We start from the raw sequence: 17802 nt of genomic DNA on the forward strand, positions 1-17802 counted from the left end.
TCTACCTCTCTGTCGGCCGTCGGGGGCCGGGGCCGGTGGTGCGCGCCGGTCGGCAGCGCAACGTCAGGATCTGGAAGGCGCGGAGGGTGAGGTCCACGGCGTCGGTGTCGGAGCGGTGGAGTGCGGCATCGAGGGGGCGTTCGAGCAGGTCGACCTCGTCGATCGTCGCGAAAGGGACGCCGAACATCAGTCGTCCGTTCTGCCGGCCGCCCGTCGCCTCGTGCAGGCGCACGATGAGATCCCCGGAGCCGTCCTCGGCGAGCTTGACCGTGGTGACGCGGATGCCGTCGGTCGAGCAGGCGACCAGGGGACGGACCTCCTCTCCGCCGAGGACCGCGCGCTCAGCGCGATCGAGCCGGTGCCCTTCCTCCGCGGCATCCGTCAGGGTCGCCTCCGGACGGATGCGGAAGCGCATCTCGTGCCGCCCCCGGTCGGCGTGCGGATCGGGGAAGGTCGGGGCGCGGAGGATCGACAGGCCCACCGTCGTCACGACGGCACCGCTGTCGGAGAGGCTCCTCTCCACGGAATGCCCGTAGGTGGAGTCGTTGGCGATCGCGACGCCGTAGGTCGATTCCGCGACGTGGATCCACCGCTGCGCCACGACCTCGAACCGCGCTTCGTCCCAGGAGGTGTTGGTGTGTGTGGGGCGCGTGACGTGTCCGAACTGGATCTCGGCGCGGGTCTCGTCGGCGTGGATCTCCAGCGGCACGATCATCCGGAGGAGGCGATGCGTCTCACGCCAGTCGACGCGGACCTCGACGTCGATCCCCGCCGCATCGGGGGCGAGGCGCAGGGTCTGGGTGAGGGTGCTCGCTCCGAGGGAGCGCGTGGCCGAGACCACTCCGGCTCCGTCGTCGCCCACGAACGCCACGATGGTCTCCGCGCGATCGAGGTCGATCCCGCGAGCGCGGTCGTGGGCGTCGACGTCCCACGCGTCCCATTTGTCGGGGTAGTCGGGGTGCAGGCGCAGGAGAGCGGCGCGAGCGCCGTCGGGCAGGGCGTTGCGCCCCGAGGGGCCGGACAGCGCGACGAGCAGGCCGTCGGCGTCCACGACAGCGCGCACGACGGCGTTCGACAGCACCCAGCCGCCCTCGGCGGTCGGGGTGAGGCGCGTGGGGGCCTGCGGCGGGGGAGAGGGGGCGACGGCACCGGCGGCGACACCGCCGAGGGCCAGCGGGGCGGAGTTCGCCGTGAGCGCGCGGCGGCCGGGACCGGTCAGGGCGGCGAGGCTCGCCCGGATCGCCTCCTCGAGCTCGACGGCGAGGGCGGCGTAAGCCTCTTCGGCTTCACGGTGCACCCACCCGATCGAGCTCCCCGGCAGGATGTCGTGGAACTGCAGGAGAAGGGTCTGTCGCCATGCGCGGCGCAGCAGCTCGTCCGGGTAGGGAGCACCGCGGGAGAGGGCGGCCGTCGCGGCCCACAGCTCGGTCTCGTGCAGGAGCCGCTCGGTCCGGCGGTTGCCCTGCTTGGTCTTGATCTGGCTGGTGAGCGTGCCGCGGTGAAGCTCCAGGTACATCTCGCCCGTCCACACCGGGAGTGCGGGGTTCTCGTCGCGGGCGCGGTCGTAGAAGTCGCGCGGCGCGCCGAGGGCGACCCGGGGCGACCCCTCCAGGTCGGCCTGGCGGTAGGCCCGCTCCACCATCTCGCGGGTCGGACCGCCGCCCCCGTCGCCCCAACCGAACGGTGCCAGTGACACGGTGCCGGTCGCGTGATCGGTGTAGGTGCGCTCGGCGTGAGCCAGTTCGGCGGGGGAGAGCTCGGCGTTGTACGTCTCGATGGGCGGGAAGTGGGTGAAGACCCGCGTCCCGTCGATGCCCTCCCACCAGAAGGTGTGGTGCGGCATCCGGTTCGTCTGGTTCCACGAGATCTTCTGCGTCATGAACCAATCGGCGCCGGCCAGACGGATGAGCTGGGGAAGGGATGCCGAGTACCCGAAGGTGTCAGGAAGCCAGACCTCCGAGGTGTCGACGCCGAACTTCTCCAGGAACCACCTCTTGCCCACCACGAGCTGTCGCGCCGTCGCTTCGGAGCCGGGCAGGTTCGTGTCGGGTTCCACCCACTGTCCGCCCACCGGGACGAACCGCCCGGCGTGTACCTGCTCCTCGATGCGGGCGAAGACCGCGGGATAGTGCTCCTCCATCCACGCCAGCTGCTGGGCGGAGGAGCAGGCGAAGCGAAGATCCGGATGCCGCTCCAGCAGGTCGAGCACGTTCGAGAATGTGCGCGCGCACTTGCGGATCGTTTCGCGGATCGGCCAGAGCCAGGCCGAATCGATGTGCGCGTGCCCGGTGGCCAGGACGGTGTGCGCGCTGGCCTGGGCGGGAGAGGCGAGGACCGGCGCGAGGATCGCGCGGGCCCTGTCGACCGAGCCGCGGACGTCGTCGGGGTCGATGGCGTCGAGCATGGTCGACAGGCTCGAGCCGATGCGGGCGGCACGGGGCGAACCGGGCGGGAGCTGCTGCGCGAGACCTGCGAGCACCTCGATGTCGAGCAGCAGATGCTCGACCCTCACGTCGATGCGGCCGATCTCGAGCCGACGCAGCATGTAGAGCGGAGGGGCCTCGGGCAGCGGGCCGTCACCGAGGTGCGTCGGACGCCAGTGGGACTCGGGTGGGATCGTGGGATTCGCGGCGAGCTCGAGATACAGGTCCACCTCACCCTCCACGGGAACCCAGGCGTTGCGGGGCGACACGGCTTTGACGATCGAGCCGTCCGGGCGGAAGGCGAGCGCCTCGGCCTGGAAGCCCGGCGACTGGTCGTTAAAGCCGAGGTCGACGAGCAGCTCGGTGCGGTGATGCTCCGAGGCATCCCAGTCGCGGGGGACGATGCCGGTGACGTGCAGCCAGAGCGTGCTCCACGGCGTTCCCCACGGAGCGCCGACCCGGAAGCGACGGAACTCGCGCCCCCGGGCCTCGGAGAACGGCACGGGTTCGCCCGAAACGGGCCACGCGGCGATGTCGACCGCGGCGGACGCCTCCACCCTGAGGGGGCGCAGGGTCTCGCGGACGAAACGGTCGAGACGGTCGGCGACGGGAAGACTCATCGGACGGACACCGCGAGTCGGTGGCCGGCCGGGAAGAGCGGATCCGCCGTGCCGTTGGGCACGTCCTCCGGGGAGCTCTCGACGGCGGCCATCGACCGGGGGATCTCGAAGGGAAGGCGGCCACGCGGGGCGATGCGGCCGGAGAGCGCGGCGACCAGCGCCTCGTCACTCACCCCGCACGTGCCGACGACGGTGTCGGCGGTCTCGACGAGCGGCGTCAGGATGGCCGGTCGTTCCAGGTTCGCGTCGACGATGAGGCGGGTCGTCTTCGCGAGGGAGCCGAGGCGTGCGAGCAGACCCGGACGGTAGTTCAGCGACCCCTGATGGAAGAGGGACTCGAAGAGGAGGTCGTCGCGCGGGTCGTAGGGCGCGGGCAGGCGCACGACCGCGACGTCGGCGTCTTCGGGACGTGCGACGACGGTCCCCCAGGGGCGGGCGGCCTCGGCGGACATGCCCTCGACGTAGACGCGCCGGTCTGACGCGGCTACGAGCGGCAGGAGCCCGTCGTCCGCGAGGACGGTCACGGAGGCCGCCTGGGCGCGGAACCCCGCTTCGCGGTGCGCGGCGCACCCGCCGATCTCGGCCGCGGCGTCCTCGTCGACGAAGGGGTCGTCGAACAGGCCGAGCCGGAACTTGAGCGCGAGCAGGCGGAACGCGGATCGGTCGATGCGCTCCTCGGCGACGTGGCCCGTGCGGACGAGGTCGAGCAGCAGGTCGGTGCATTCCTCGCCGCCGAACTGGTCGCACCCGGCGTCGAGGACCTTGAGGATACGTTCGGAGGGAGACAGATGCTCGACCCCCCACGCCTTGGCCGGGAGGACCTGCCCCTGCGCCACGTTGTCGTGGATCAGCTCCCAGTCGGTCACCACGATCCCGTCGTAGCCGAGGGACTCGCGCAGAAGTCGCGTCACGATGCGGCGGTTGAACGCGAAACCGACCTCTTCGACCGGCTCCCCGTCGAGCTCGAGTCCGACTGGCATCCCGTAGTACGGCATCAGCCCGGCGGTCCCGGCGGCGATCGCGGCGGCGAACGGCGCGAGATGCTCGGCGAAGCGTCCACCGGGGTAGACCTGTTCTCGGCCGTACGGGAAATGCGCGTCCTCCCCGCCCTGCTGGGGCCCCGCTCCGGGGAAATGCTTGGTCACGCAGGCCACGGACGTCGGGCCGAGCTCGTCGCCCTGGAACCCGCGCAGGTACGTGAGCATCGCACGCGTGGTGCGCTCGGCATCCGCTCCGAAGGTCTGGAACTGCCGTCCCCAGCGGGCGTCGCTCGCGAGGTCGACCTGCGGGTGCAGGGCCATCCGGATGCCGACGGCGAGATACTCCGCGCGGGCGATCCGCGCGTGCTCGAGGATGTCGGCGTCGTCGAGCGCAGCCAGGCCGAGCGGTTCCGGCCACTGCGAGAAGCCGCGGGCGGCGAAGGATGCGCCGGCGTTCTCGGTGAACGCGTGCCGCGGATCGGTGCTGATGGTGACCGGGATGCCGTGCTCTGTCTGCGCTGCCAGAGCCTGCAACGCGTTGGCCCAGCGCGCGGCTTCGCGCGGCGTTCCCAGTCCGTGCACGTTGAAGTGGTTCATCCGCTTGTCGAGGACGACCGTGCTCGTGGGCGAGGCGCTGAGTGCGCCGGCGGTCTCGACGAGCGTGCCGTTCTCTCCGGATTCGATGACGGTGTGGAACATCAAGCCGACCTTCTCTTCGAGAGAGAGACGCGGCAGCAGGTCGGCGGTGCGTGCTTCCGGGGTCAGACGGGAGGTGCGGTAGTCCGAGGTCACGGTCAGCCTTTCAGCCCGGTGAAGCCGATCCCCGTGACGATGGAACGCTGGAAGATCAGGAAGATGAGGATGGGGGGGATGCTCGCGATGAGCAGGCCCGCGATGAGATACGCCGGGTCGGTCGCCTGCGCGAGACGCGGGAGGGCGACGGCGAGGGGCTGCGTCTCGGGATCGGTCAGCACGATCAGTGGCCAGAGGAACTCTTTCCACGCCGTCATGATCGACAGCAGCGAGACCACGGCGAGGATCGGCCGCGACATCGGCAGCACGATCCGCCAGAAGATCGTGAACCACCCCGCGCCGTCCAGCTGTGCGGCTTCGAACAGATCGCGCGGGATGTCTTCGAAGAACTGTTTCACGAGCAGGATCGTGAAGGCGTTCGCTCCCGCGGGCAGCCACACCGCCCACGGGGTGTCGGTGAGGCTCACGTGCAGCAGGGGCAGGTCGAGCACCGTGAGGTACAGCGCGATCAGCGTGACCGTTCCGGGGACGAAGAGCGTCAGCAGGATCGCCCCGTAGACGGCGCGTCCGTACCACGGGCGGATCACGGCGAGAGCGAACCCGGCAGTGGCGGACACGACGAGCTGGACGATCCACGATCCGCCCACGAGCACCACGGTGTTGCCGAGATACTGACCGATCGACAGAAGGTTCCACGCGTCGGGGATGTTCTCCCACTTCGCGGGGCTGGGGACGAGGCTGAGGGGATGCTGCAGGAGATCCGTCGTAGACGAGATGGCCGCGCGCAGCATCCATAGCAGCGGGACCGCCCCGAGGGCCACGAGACCGATGAGCAAGACGATGTGCATCGCGCGCCACCCGACGAAGATGCGCGGTCGGCGCCAGTCGAAGCTGGACAGGATGCCGCGTTCGCGCGGCTGCGCGGCGGTTCGCTGGGGGCGGGTGTCGGTCGTCGCGGTCATCGGGTGCTCCAGGAACGGGTGAGCCGCAGGTAGACCGCGGAGACGATGATGAGGACGACCGCGAGAAGCAGGCTGAGCGCCGTGGCGACGCCGTAGTTGCCGAAGAGGAAGGCGTAGCGGTAGATCATCAGGAGGATCGTCACGGTGGCGTTGGCCGGTCCTCCGTCGGTCATCACGTACGGCTCGGTGAAGACCTGGATGGCCCCGATGATCTGCAGCAGGAGGAGCACGAGGATCACTCCGCGCATCTGCGGAAGCGTGATGTGAACGATGCGCTGCCACACCGACGCCCCGTCCAGTTCGGCGGCCTCGTAGAGCTCGGTGCTCACTCCCGTCAGAGCGGCGAGGTAGATGAGGATCGCGGTGCCTGCGCCCGACCAGGTCGCCACGATCACGAGGCTCGGCATCGCGGTGGCGGGGGATTGCAGCCAGGGCTGGGGATCGACGCCGACGAGGCCGAGGAGGCTGTTGACGACCCCCGACTCGCCCGGATTGAAGAAGACCTTCCAGAGCAGGACCGAGACCACCGGGGGGATCACGACGGGCAGGTAGGCGAGCACTCGCGCGAGGGTGCCGCCGCGGCGCAGCTCGGAGATGAGCACCGCGCACACCAGCGGAACGGGGAGGCCGATCGCCAGGGAGAGGACGGTGAACCACAGGGTGTTCACCGCGGCGCGGGGCAGGAGCGGATCCGAGAAGAGCACCTCGAAGTTGTCCCACCCGACCCACTCGGGCGCGGTGACCAGGTCGGTCTGCTGGAAGGCGAGGGCCGCGCTCTGGACGATGGGCCACCACGCGAAGTAGCCGAAGACGATGAACGTGGGGAGCAGGAAGACCAGGCCCGCGATCGCCGACCGCCGCCGCGTCAGCGAGCGCCGACGCGGCGGGCCGGGGCGAGCCGCCTGCGCGGCACGAACGGGCGTCGTGCCGCGCGGGCGGTCGGTGGTGACGGTCATGACTTGTGCTGGGCCAGGATCTGGTTGACCCGCTGCTCCGCGTCGTCGAGCAGCGCATCGATGTCGGCGTTCTCATCCGTCAACACCGACTGGACGACCGGATCGAGGGCCGCGTAGATCTCCTGTGAGGCGACAGCCGGCTCGGGGACGTACTCGAGCTCGTCGAGCGACGCGGTGTACGGGGCGAAGTTCTCCACCGGCACGTTGACGTAGTCGGCGATGGCGTCGCGGTACGCGGCGTAGGCTTCGGCGCTGAAGATCGGAGCGACGGGGACGCCGACCGGCAGGCCGTCGGCGGCCGAGGCCTTCGCGGTCTCGGCGGCGACCTCGAGGTCGTAGTTGGGCCGGAGAGCGCGCCAGTCGATCCACTTAACCGCGGCCTCCTTCTCGGCTTCGGTCGCGGTGGCGTTCACCATGAGGACCGTGGCGCCCGCCAGCGTCGCGTTCGCGCCGCCCTGGGGCATGGGGCCCGCACCGAACGCCTCGGGCTTGCCCCCCGCCGCGATGTAGTTGGGGTACACGTCCGGCGGGGCAGTCACCCACATGCCGACGTTCCCGGCGGTGAACTCCGCCACGAGGTCCTCCTGCTTGCCGAGGACGTTGTCGCCGAGCGAGTCGTCCTTCCAGCGCATGTCCTTCCACATCTGCAGCACCTCGCGGGAGGCGTCGTCGTTGAACGCCGCGGTCCAGGTGCCGTCGGCGGCCTGGTCGATCATCTTCCCGCCGTAGGTGTAGTCGTAGCCGGTGAGGTGCCACCCGCCGCTGTTGTTCGTCGAGATCTCCCCGAAGCCGGTCTTGCCCGTGGCGTCGGAGATCTTCTTCGCCGCGGTCCGGACCTCGTCCCACGTCTGCGGGGGAGCGTCGGGGTCGAGACCTGCCTGCTGGAAGAGGTCGCGGTTGTAGACGAGGCCGAAGGCATAGCTCTTCTCGGGGATGCCGTAGACGGCGTCGCCCTGCTCGAGGAACTGCATGACGCGCGGATTGAGGTCCGAGAAGCTGTCCAGCTTCGAGGCGACCGAGGCGATGTCGGCGACCTGGCCGCGTTCGATGAGGGCGGGCGGTTCGGTCAGCGGAACCCGAAGAAGTGTCGGGGCGCTGCCGCCGGCGAGGCGGGTGGCGAAGGTCTTGGCATCCCACGGGACATCGGATGCCTCGATGGTGATGTTCGGGTTCGCCGCTTCGAACTCCGACACCTGGCGTTCGAAGAGCTGGACGGCGGCCGTGTTGGTGGCCGCGGGCTTGCCCATGACGGTGATCGTGACTTTTCCGTCTCCGCTGTCGGCGTCGCTGGCTCCATTGCCTCCGCTGCAACCGGCCATGACCGCCAGGGCGGGCACGACGACGGCGGCTGCGATGACGCGGCGTGTGCGCTGTTGCATGATTCCTCCGTTCGGGGCGGCCGGGTGACCGCCGCGCGCATGCCCGACGAGGAACAGGTGTGCGCCACCTCGTCGTGCACGTGGGCCCAGTATGAGCACAGCCGTGTTCAGTTCGCAAGAAATATTTTCAACTCATAAACACGAAGGTTTAAGACTTGTGCACTTGTGAGAGGTGTGATTGCCTCATGCTCATGGCTGACTCCGTCGACGGCGACACCCCGGGAGAGCGCCCGCACGCGCTCCTCGTCATGGCCCCCCGCACCTACGACGACCTGTTCGACGAGGCCCGGTGGGCGCGTCTGCGATCGCTCGTGACCCTCGGCGACCCGGTACGCGTCGACGTCTTCGACCGCCGTGCGCTCGAACGGCTCGCGCAGGTGGAGTATCTGGTCACCGGGTGGGGGGCTCCCCGCCTCGGGCCGGAAGTCCTCCGCGCGGCTCCGCGCCTCCGCGGCATCCTGCACACCGGTGGTTCGGTGAAAAACCTCATCTCGGAGGACGTCTGGGACCGGGGCATCGTCGTGACGAGCGCGGCGGAAGCCAACGCGATCCCCGTCGCGGAGTTCACGATCGCGATGATCCTGCTGGAGGCCAAGCGCGTGCCCGCCTACATCGCGGGATACGCCTCGACGCGCGACGTCGCCGGGGACTGGCGCGACGGGATCCCCCCGTCGGCGACCTTCGGCGGCGTCGTCGGCATCGTCGGCTTCTCGCGCGTCGGACGACGCGTCGCGGCGCTCCTCGCCCCTTTCGGCTTCGAGGTCCTCGTGGCCGACCCATACGCCGCGGCGGAGGAGGTGCAGGCGGCGGGCGGGACTCTGGTGGAACTCGACGCCCTGATGGCACGGAGCGACATCGTGTCGATACACGCCCCGGAGCTCCCGTCCACCCGGCACCTGCTGGACGCGCGCCGGATCGCCTCCATGCGCCCGGACGCGGTGCTGATCAACACTGCCCGCGGATCGCTCATCGACACCGAGGCCCTGCTCGAGCGCTGCCGGAGCGGACTGCTGCGCGCGGTCCTGGATGTGACGGACCCTGAGCCGCTCCCGCCTGACTCTCCGCTCTTCGGGGCACCGGGGGTGGTGCTGACGCCGCACATCGCCGGGGCGATGCACGCCGAGACCCTGCGGCTCACCGACTCCGCCCTGGACGGCCTGCAGACCCTCGTCCGGGGCGACGCGCCGGCGAACAGGGTCGATCGATCCCTGCTCGGGCTCTCGGCCTGACGCACGACGAAGCAGGGGTGGGCCGGAGCTCACCCCTGCTTCGTCGTCACTCGACGACGACCTCCGTCGTCGTCGCGGAGGTCACCACGGCCGACGTGGTGTCGGTGGTGCGGACGGAGTAGCTGTGCACTCCTTTCACCCACTTCCCGGTGACGGCGTAGACGGCGCCGTCGGTCACGACCGTGTCGGACGGATCCACCGGCGCCATGTCGTGCACCACCCCGTCCAGCACGAGCTGGACCTTGTGCGGCGCCTGTCCCTCGGCATCCGTGTACGTCGCCTGCACGGTCACGTCGTCATCGGTGGTGAGCGGTCCGACGGTGTGCGAGATCGCCGTGAGGGTCGGGGCCGTGCCCGTCGCCTGGTTGGTGAAGCTCACGTCGTCGACGAACAACTCGCCGTCGGTGTCCGCAGTCTGCTGCAGCCAGAAGACGATCTTCGCCTGCGAGCGATCGAGGCCGGGGAATGCCGCGAGGTCGAACGAGTACGTGTTCCACGTGTTCGACACCGCGATGGGCGCGTTCCCCGTGACGCGGTGGTTCGAGTCCGCGTCGGAGACCTCGATGCGCAAGCGCAGATTGGGCGAGGGCGAGCGCATCGTGACGCTCAGATAGCGGTAGCCGCTGGCGTCCGCGGCGTGGTGCCACGGCTGGAACTTCGCCTGGGATGCCGCTGTTGCGGGGTTCTGGAAGAACCTCCCGACCGTTCGCCCGTCGATCGTCGTGTTGGTCACCGAGCCCACGCCGGCGTGGTTGTTGTACCAGTTCGCCCACGTGTAGCCCTGGACGCCGAACAGGCCGTCCTTGCCGAACCCGTCGTACAGCAACGGACTCTGCGGCGTCGGCAAGGGAGGGGCCACGGTGTAGTGCGTCGACGAGTACACCTGCGACCCGTCGGTCTGCGTGCCGCGGACGTCCACCCGCGCGTTCGTGAACGGGGCGGCGCTGTCGACGTTGACGACGCCCGTCGCGACCCCGCCCGCCACGGTCATGGGCGACCAGTTCGGTCCGAGTGCGGGAGCGCCGAGATCGCTCTCGGCGAAGACGGTGACGTCTCCCGTGACCTCGTCGCCGATTTGGGGAGAGGTGACGTTCAGCGCAGCCGGCGCGGCCCCCGCGGACCAGGGCGCATCCCCGACGGCGGTGAGGCCGAACAGCGCCGAGAAGAGTCCCGCCTCGATGCTGACGCTGTACTCGTTGTACCGCCACTGCTGCCCGCTGTCCTGCCACACCGGGCGGTCGACGTACCACGGGCTGGCGCTGCGGACGTCGAGCGGGTCTCGGGCGTTCGGGCCGCTGACCAGCGCACCCGGCACGACGACTCCCGTGCCCGCTTGATTCTGGGCCTCCTCGTCGAGGCGGGTGTGCAGGAATTTCACGCTCTTCTCGCCCACGCCGGACACCCAGCTCGTGCCCCAGGGGTTGTTTCCGAACACCCAATACAGTCCGCGCTGGACGGCGCGGAGGGCACGCTCGTCGCCGAACAGCTCGTAGTAGCGCAGGGCGTCGGCCACGTAGGAGACGTGCGGTTCGTTGACCCCGAAGTTCTTGAACTGGTTGACGACGCCGTAGGGCGTGTCGTCGGTGCTGGACAGGAAGTAGTCCAGTTGCTTCTCGAGGTACGCGTGGATCTGCCCCTGGGCCGTCGGTGTCGCCACGGGGTAGAGCTCCGCCATCGAGAGGGGCGCGAGGTCCCAGTAGTTCGTGTTCGACAGGATGGTGAAGTCCGTGGCCGCGATGGTGCTCTCGGCGGCATCCCGATACGAGGTGTCGCCGGTCAGCAGGTGCAGCTCGACCTCGGCGAACAGCAGGGAGTTGTCGATTCCTCCGCGAGTCGTCGAGTACCCGCCGAGGGGATCCGTCCGATGCGTGTCGGCGTAGGCGTAGAAGCCTTCCGCTCCCGCGCGGGCCTGCGCCGAGAACGCCTGCCACTCGGCGACGTCGGCGGACGGGATCGCGCCGTCGGCGAGGGCTTTGTCCACCGCGCGGGCCGTCGCGGCGAGGGTGCCGGCGGCCTTCGCGGAGCCGCCGACCCCGTAGCCGGAGATCCGTCGGTCGTCCTTCGTGCCGACGATGCCGTCCGTGTGCTTGTCGGGATGCTGGAAGCCCCCGCTGCCTTTGACGTCCCAGAACGCGCCGCCGAAGGCATCCCACATCCGCAGGAGGTATTCGCTGCCGAACCGTGCCTCGTCGACGAGATCGGGCACGCCGTTGGCGTCGTTGTCGAAGGCCACCGCCGGGGTGTCGCCGTAGCGGAGGTAGCTGATGGCGATGTTGCCCCCGACCCACTGGTTGCCGCCGTAGATGCCGTAGTCGCCGGCGTCGTACCACCCACCCGTGAGGTCGTAGTGGACGGTGCCGTCCTCGGATGCGGCGTCGTCGAGGTGGCCCGGGCCGTGGAAGATCTTGGCCGACGGCGCGATGCTGCTGTAGCCGTCCGGGTAGACGTCGGCGGTGGCGACGCCCGAGCGCTGCAGGCGGTAGAACGCCGTCATCTCGTCGAGGTAGCCCGCCCAGACGTTGTCGCGGATCGCGAAAGGGGGCGAGGCGGTTCCATCGACCTCGAGCACGTAGTCCTCGCCGAGGGTCGCGAGACCGGAGAAGTCCACCGTGTACACGTGGTCGCCCCACACTCTTCCGGCGTCCGTGAGCGTGCACGCGGGCACCACGACCGTCGTCCCCAGGAGGATGCGACAGGACGCCGCGGGGGCGAGGTCGCCGTCCACGACGACGGACCCCACCTTGAGACCCGAGGCGCTGTAGCCGGCCTGACTCACTGCCACCTGTTTCACGGTCGCCGCGAGCGCCGGTGTCGCGGTGATCACCCCTCCCGCGGCGAGGGCGACGGCGGTCGCACCGCCGATCCAGAGGGTCGTTCGTCGTCGAATCATGACGTCTCCTTCGAGTCATCGCGGCGTCGTCGCCAGCGACCCGTCAGTATGGTCATGGATCGAAAGATATGGCAAGGAAAAGAAAGATAAAGAAAATGCAAGGGGCGCATTTTTCAGACTGGAACAAAATACGCCAGTTGAGTAGGATGAGACCGACGGACAGGCAAAGGAGGCCCCGATGCTCGCTGCGGAACGACGTGCGCGGATTCTGAGTCGCGCGCAACAGGACGGAGCGGTCAGCATCACCTCGCTCGTCAGTGATCTGGGTGTCTCGCACGTCACTGTGCGCCGCGATCTGGACTCGCTGGTCGCCGAACAGGTGCTCGACAAGGTCCGCGGTGGTGCGGTGCTCCGCTCCGGACCGGAAGCGGGTCCCGATCTCACGTTCACGGGCACCATCGGTGTGGTCGTGCCGACGTCGTACTACTACCGCTACGTCGTCGAGGGTGTCAACGACGTCCTCTCGTCGGGCGGAGACATGCGGCTCGCGATCTCCGAGTACGACCTCGACGAGGAGTACCGCCTCATCGACGAGCTCGTGGCGAGCGGTGTCTCGGGACTGCTGTGGGTCCCGACGGTGTCGGAGCGGCAGGCTCCTCCCGGGTTCCTCGAGAAGCTCGAGCAGCTGAGCGTTCCTGTGGTCTTCGTCGAACGGGAGCTTCCGGGTGGGGGACTGGGAATGGTGTCGTCGGTGCGCACCGCGCACGAGCGCGGCGCCCTGTCCGCCGTGCGCCACCTCACGTCCCTCGGCCATCGCCGCATCCTCATGGTCAGTCGTGGCAGCTCGCAGAGCTCGGAGTTCGTCCGTCTCGGCTGGCGCGATGCGCTCGAACGGCTCGGGATCGCAGAGGGGAGCGGCATCCTCGGACCTGAGGAGCTGGGTGCCGGCCCTCGCTGGGAGCGGGGCGGTGCGGATGTCGTCATGAATGCCGTGCAGAGCACCGGTGCCACGGCTCTGTTCTGCCACGGCGATGAGAACTCGCTCTTCGGGCTCCTGCAGAACGCGAGGGCTCGGGGCATCACCGTGCCGCAGCAGCTGTCGATCGTCGCGTACGACGACGATGTCTCCGCTCATGCGGACCCGCCGATCGCCGCGATCGCTCCGGATCGCCGCCGAGTGGGGGCACTGGCGGCTCGGATGCTCATCGACCTGATCTCCGAGCCCAGCGCCGAGCCGCCGCTGCAGCTCCACGTCGAGCCGAGGCTCATCCTGCGCGGCTCCACGGCGGCGCCCGCGTGAGCGATGTCGTGCTCTTCTCCGGGGGAGAGGAGTACGTCGACCCCTGGCATCCGTTCCTCGAGACGAGCGCGGTCGTCGCCGATGTGCTGCGCGAGCGGGGGTTCACGGTGCGGACGGTCACGCGCGTCGACGCCCTCGCGCAGCATCTCGCCTCTTCCGATCTGCTGGTCGTCAATGCCGGTGGCGGCCCGCAGGCGCACCCGCGCGATGCGCAGCTGCAGACGGTGATCGCCGGGCACCGTGGCGGTGTGCTCGCCCTGCATGTGGCGGCCACGCTTCTGCCCGCGGGCGACTTCTGGGAAAAACGACTGGGCGGGCGCTGGGTCCGCGGCCGCACGATGCATCCGGCCCGTGGATCGATGCGGCTGACGCGGGCGGAGGGTGTCGAGCGTCCGGGTCTTCCCGCCGTCATCGACACCGTCGACGAGGCGTACTCGTGGCTGCGGGTCTCGCCGGAGGCGGGCGTGCTGTACCGCCAGGGCCATGACGGCGAGCCGCACGCGGTGGTGTGGACGTACGAGCGGGAAGGGGCGAGGGCTGCCTACTCCGCTCTCGGTCACGACGTGGAGGCGTACGCGAGCCCCGCCGTTCGCGCGCTGGTCGCTCACCTCGCCGGGTGGGCGAGCGGCGGGGGCGGCCTCCGCGACCACGACGAACGCACGGCGCGTCGGACGGTCGTCGCCCCCGCCGAGTGAGCAGCACCGGACATCTGCCGTGTGCGGTGTCGGCGTGAGCGGGCGCCTCGCTACCGAGCGAACGGCTCGTCGAGCACGCGCAGGGCGAAGCCCACGCGCGAAGCTTCGATATATAGGTTTCTACCTAATATCTATAGGATGACGTCGTGGAACGTTCCCCTCTCACTCCGCTCGCGATCATCCGCACGGCCGCCGACCTCGCGGATGCCGACGGTTTCTCCGAGGTGACCCTCTCGGCCGTGGCACGCGCGGTGGACGTTCGGACTCCGAGCCTGTACAGCCACGTCCGCGACCTCGCCGGCCTCCGCGACGGCATCACGATCCTCGCCCTCGGCGAGCTGGGCGACCGCGCGGGCGACGCGATCGCCGGGCGCGCAGGGCACGACGCCCTCCGAGCACTGTGCGACGCGCACCGCGACTACGCCCGCGCGCATCCGGGGCGGTGGGAGAGCCTCCAGCGGCGTGCGGGCGACGCCGTCGTCCGAAGCGACGAGGCCGCGCGTTCGGGCCGCACGCTCGCGGCGGTGCTCCGCGGCTACGGCATCGCTGAAAGCGATCACGTCCACGCGACCCGTCTCGTCGGGTCGTTCCTCAACGGGTTCCTCCACCTCGAACACGTCGGGGGTTTCGCCCACCGGGCACCGTCCGTCGACTCCTCGTGGACCGTGCTCATCGACCGTCTCGACGGCCTGCTCCGGCACTGGCACGTCGAGGACCGGAAGGATCCCTCATGATCGACACCCCGTTCACTCCCGACCTGGTCCGCGGTGGCGCGGAGCTCGAGCAGACCGAGCGCGGCGTCCGCCTGCACCGTCTGCCCCGGCCGTACCGGGAGCGCGAAGCCGACGCGCAGCTCGCCCTGGTGGAGCGGCAGCCGTCCGGCATCCATGTTCGCGTGCGGACGGAGGCGACCACGGTGACGCTGCGCCTGCACGCCACGCGGGTGTCGTATCGCGGTCTGGACCGTGCGCGGGGGATCGTCGACGTGCTCGTCGACGGCTCTCTTGCGCTGCGCCGACCACTCCAGCACGGCGACGCGCTCGAGCTCGACCTGTCCACGGGCGCGGCGACCCCGAGGAACGGAGACGTCGATGTCGTCACCGTGACCGACCTCCCGCACGTCGACAAGATCGTCGAGATCTGGTTGCCGCACAACGAGCAGATCGACCTCATCTCCCTGCACTCCGATGCGCCGCTCGCCGCCGTCGAGGACCCGCGGCCCGTGTGGGTGCATCACGGCAGCTCGATCAGCCACGGCTCCAACGCCGCCGCGCCCACCGAGATCTGGCCGGTCGTGGCCGCGCGCGCTGCCGGCGTGCAGCTGCGCAACCTCGGGTTCGGGGGAAGCGCGATGGTGGATCCGTTCCTGGCACGGGTCATCCGCGATCAGGATGCCGACGTCATCAGCGTGAAGCTGGGCATCAACGTCGTCAACGCCGACGCGATGCGCGTCCGCGCTTTCGTCCCCGCCGTGCACGGCTTCCTCGACACGATTCGCGAGGGACACCCCGACACTCCGCTGCTCGTGGTGTCGCCGATCCTCAGCCCGATCCACGAGACGACGCCCGGCCCGGGCGCGTTCGACCCCGAGAGCCTGCGCGCCGGCAACGCCCGTTTCGTCGCCACGGGGTCACCCGACGATGTGGTCCGCGGCTCGCTGACCCTCGAGGTGATCCGCGACCTGCTCGCCACCGTGGTCGCCGATCGGGCAGACGACCCCGCACTGCACCTCCTCGACGGGCTCTCGCTGTACGGCTCAACCGACGCGGGAGCGCACCCCCTGCCGGACGGTCTGCACCCCGACACGGCGACGCATCGCCTCATCGGCGAACGGTTCGCGACGGCGGCCTTCGGCGCAGGCGGGCTTCTTCGCCGTTAGCGGCCCCGCGGGGGCCACTCCCGCCGCTCGAGCGTGTCGAGCAGGACCTCGGCCGCCGACCCCTCCATGCCGCGCACCCAGCGCTGGGCGTCCGACGCATGCGACGAGACGGTCCGCCCGCGCTCGCCGCGCTCCAGACGCACGTCGATCCGGCCACGCACGACGCTGACACCGCGGAGGGCCCCCGCGGCGACCATCGCGGCGAGCGGGTCGTGCAGGGCGCAGCGGCGGTCGGGGAAGACGCGGCCCTCGTAGAAATCGAGGTACAGCGGGAGCATCGCGGCCAGCGCCTGCGGGAGCGCACCCGGGATCGCCTCGAGGCGCACGAGGTCGGTGGCATCCAGGGTCTGCGTCATCGTCACATCGAGGGGCACGGCGGTGACGTCCCAGTCCTGCGCGAACACCACGGCGGCCGCCTTCGGGTCGTTGTGGATGTTCGCCTCGGCCCACGCCGTGACGTTGCCGGAGTGCGCGAACGCACCGCCCATGATGACGAGCCGGTCGAACGCGGCGACGCCCGGCGTCTCGGCGTACGCGGCGAGGTTGGTCAACGGTCCGAGGGCGAGCACGGTGAGACCCGGATGCCGCTGGGCCAGGTGGTCGATGAGCTCGACCGCCGCGCGGGCGTCGTGTGCACGAGCGGCCGCTGCCAGCGCACTCTCTCCGACCCCGTCCGCGCCATGGACGTGTGGTGCTCCGCCCGCGTACGGGTGATCGCGGAAGTCGTGCGCGCCGATCGCGACGGGGATGTCGTCGACCCCGGCGAGCTCGAACAGCGAGAGGGTGTTGGCCGCCGCGCGGGCGGCATCCGTGTTTCCCGAGACGGTGGTGACCCCGACGATCTCGACGGTCGGCTCGGCCAGGAGGTAGGCGAGGGCCAGGGCGTCGTCGATGCCGGTGTCGCAGTCGACGAGGATCGGGCGGCGGGTCATGATCGTGCTCCATACGTGTCGAGCGGCGCGAGCGCCGGTTGCGAGGCCTCGTCGGCGACGGCCGCTGCCCCGACCGCGCACGCGCGAGCGAGGGCCTCGGCCTCGTCGTCGCCACGGAGGAGTCCGCACACGAGCGCGGCGCAGAACGCATCTCCCGCGCCGACGGTGTTGCGCACGGTCGTGGCGACCCCGGGGGCGGCGGCGACGAGCCGGCCGCGGCGGAAGAGCCGCGCCCCCTCGGCGCCGAGCGTCACGCAGAGCAGGGGTGCATCGTGCACCTCGGGCAGCTGGGCGTACTCGGTCTTGTTCACGATGACGAGGTCGCAGCGCTCGCGCACGCCGCGGGGGAGAGGGCGCGCGGGAGCAGCGTTCACCACGAGGAAGCCCGCGACCTCCGCGGCGGCGGAGACCACGGCATCCGACACTTCCAGCTGCAGGAGCACCGCCGAACCGGGGTCGATCCCCAGCGCCTGCGGGTCGATCGCGGCGTTCGCGCCGGCGCACACGACGATGGAGTTCTCGCCCGTGGCGTCGACGACGATCAGAGCGGTGCCGGTCGCGGCATCCGCGGTCTGCACGCCCGAGGCGTCGACACCCACCGAGGCGAGCTGGTCCCGGATGCCACGACCATCCAGGTCATCGCCCACGGCACCGACGAGGCGCACCTGCGCTCCGAGCCGAGCGGCGGCGACCGCCTGATTGGCACCCTTCCCGCCGGGCCCGCGCTGCAGGATCCCGTCGGCGACGGTCTCCCCGGCGGCCGGGGCACGTTCGACGCGGGCGGTGAGATCGACGTTGATCGCGCCGACGACGGTCAGGTGAGGGGCAGGAGGGTGGGGGCTCACGATCACCCAGCCTGTCACG

At 70.2% G+C, this 17802-nt stretch carries 13 protein-coding genes; 5 read left to right on the forward strand and 8 right to left on the reverse strand.

The features are described from left to right. Position 1 precedes the first annotated feature (1 nt). Genes PIR02_13515 through PIR02_13535 form a run of 5 tightly spaced genes read right to left on the reverse strand, consistent with a single transcriptional unit; the run spans position 2 to position 8073 of the window. Positions 2 to 3043: a glycoside hydrolase family 38 C-terminal domain-containing protein gene (locus PIR02_13515; GenBank protein ID WZH35781.1), complete on the reverse strand. Its 3042-nt coding sequence runs from the start codon at positions 3041 to 3043 to the stop codon at positions 2 to 4. Further along, a complete protein-coding gene (locus PIR02_13520; protein ID WZH35782.1) occupies positions 3040 to 4815 on the reverse strand; it encodes a glycoside hydrolase family 3 N-terminal domain-containing protein in 1776 nt (591 codons plus the stop codon). Before PIR02_13520 ends, PIR02_13515 begins: the two co-directional genes overlap by 4 nt. 2 nt (positions 4816 to 4817) lie before the next feature. Then, entirely contained in the window at positions 4818 to 5738 is a 921-nt protein-coding gene (locus PIR02_13525) for a carbohydrate ABC transporter permease (GenBank protein ID WZH35783.1), read from the reverse strand. Further along, positions 5735 to 6694, reverse strand: coding sequence for a sugar ABC transporter permease (locus tag PIR02_13530; protein WZH35784.1), 960 nt, complete (start codon positions 6692 to 6694; stop codon positions 5735 to 5737). Before PIR02_13530 ends, PIR02_13525 begins: the two co-directional genes overlap by 4 nt. After that, complete coding sequence (locus PIR02_13535) at positions 6691 to 8073, reverse strand: sugar ABC transporter substrate-binding protein (GenBank protein ID WZH35785.1); 1383 nt, start codon at positions 8071 to 8073, stop codon at positions 6691 to 6693. The genes PIR02_13530 and PIR02_13535 overlap by 4 nt, the downstream gene beginning before the upstream one ends. A gap of 191 nt (positions 8074 to 8264) precedes the next feature. On the opposite strand from PIR02_13535, the gene PIR02_13540 reads away from it, so the two are divergent. Next, positions 8265 to 9302 carry a hydroxyacid dehydrogenase gene (locus PIR02_13540; protein WZH35786.1) on the forward strand — a complete coding sequence of 346 codons (1038 nt, stop codon included), beginning with the start codon at positions 8265 to 8267 and terminating at the stop codon, positions 9300 to 9302. Positions 9303 to 9348: 46 nt separating this feature from the next. On the opposite strand, the gene PIR02_13545 is transcribed toward PIR02_13540, so the two are convergent. Next, positions 9349 to 12192, reverse strand: a complete 2844-nt coding sequence (locus PIR02_13545; protein WZH35787.1) for a glycoside hydrolase family 9 protein — start codon at positions 12190 to 12192, stop codon at positions 9349 to 9351. 178 nt (positions 12193 to 12370) lie between these two features. Here PIR02_13545 and PIR02_13550 point away from each other — a divergent pair, with 178 nt between their 5' ends. The 4 genes from PIR02_13550 (at position 12371) to PIR02_13565 (ending at position 16006) form a co-directional block, all read left to right on the forward strand. After that, positions 12371 to 13432 carry a substrate-binding domain-containing protein gene (locus PIR02_13550; protein WZH35788.1) on the forward strand — a complete coding sequence of 354 codons (1062 nt, stop codon included), beginning with the start codon at positions 12371 to 12373 and terminating at the stop codon, positions 13430 to 13432. After that, a complete protein-coding gene (locus PIR02_13555) occupies positions 13429 to 14127 on the forward strand; it encodes a ThuA domain-containing protein (GenBank protein WZH35789.1) in 699 nt (232 codons plus the stop codon). Before PIR02_13550 ends, PIR02_13555 begins: the two co-directional genes overlap by 4 nt. Positions 14128 to 14273: 146 nt before the next feature. After that, positions 14274 to 14861 (forward strand): TetR-like C-terminal domain-containing protein, encoded by a 588-nt coding sequence (locus PIR02_13560; protein ID WZH35790.1) that lies wholly within the window; start codon positions 14274 to 14276, stop codon positions 14859 to 14861. Continuing rightward, a complete protein-coding gene (locus tag PIR02_13565) occupies positions 14858 to 16006 on the forward strand; it encodes an SGNH/GDSL hydrolase family protein (GenBank protein ID WZH35791.1) in 1149 nt (382 codons plus the stop codon). Before PIR02_13560 ends, PIR02_13565 begins: the two co-directional genes overlap by 4 nt. Here the strand turns inward: PIR02_13565 and PIR02_13570 are convergent. Beyond that, on the reverse strand, positions 16003 to 16938 hold the full coding sequence (locus PIR02_13570) for a nucleoside hydrolase (protein ID WZH35792.1): 936 nt from the start codon (positions 16936 to 16938) through the stop codon (positions 16003 to 16005). The two genes, PIR02_13565 and PIR02_13570, sit on opposite strands and share 4 nt — an antisense overlap. Further along, positions 16935 to 17789, reverse strand: a complete 855-nt coding sequence (locus PIR02_13575) for a ribokinase (protein WZH35793.1) — start codon at positions 17787 to 17789, stop codon at positions 16935 to 16937. Before PIR02_13575 ends, PIR02_13570 begins: the two co-directional genes overlap by 4 nt. Positions 17790 to 17802 lie beyond the last annotated feature (13 nt).

This window comes from Microbacterium enclense (genome assembly GCA_038182865.1).
GTDB lineage: Bacteria > Actinomycetota > Actinomycetes > Actinomycetales > Microbacteriaceae > Microbacterium > Microbacterium enclense_B.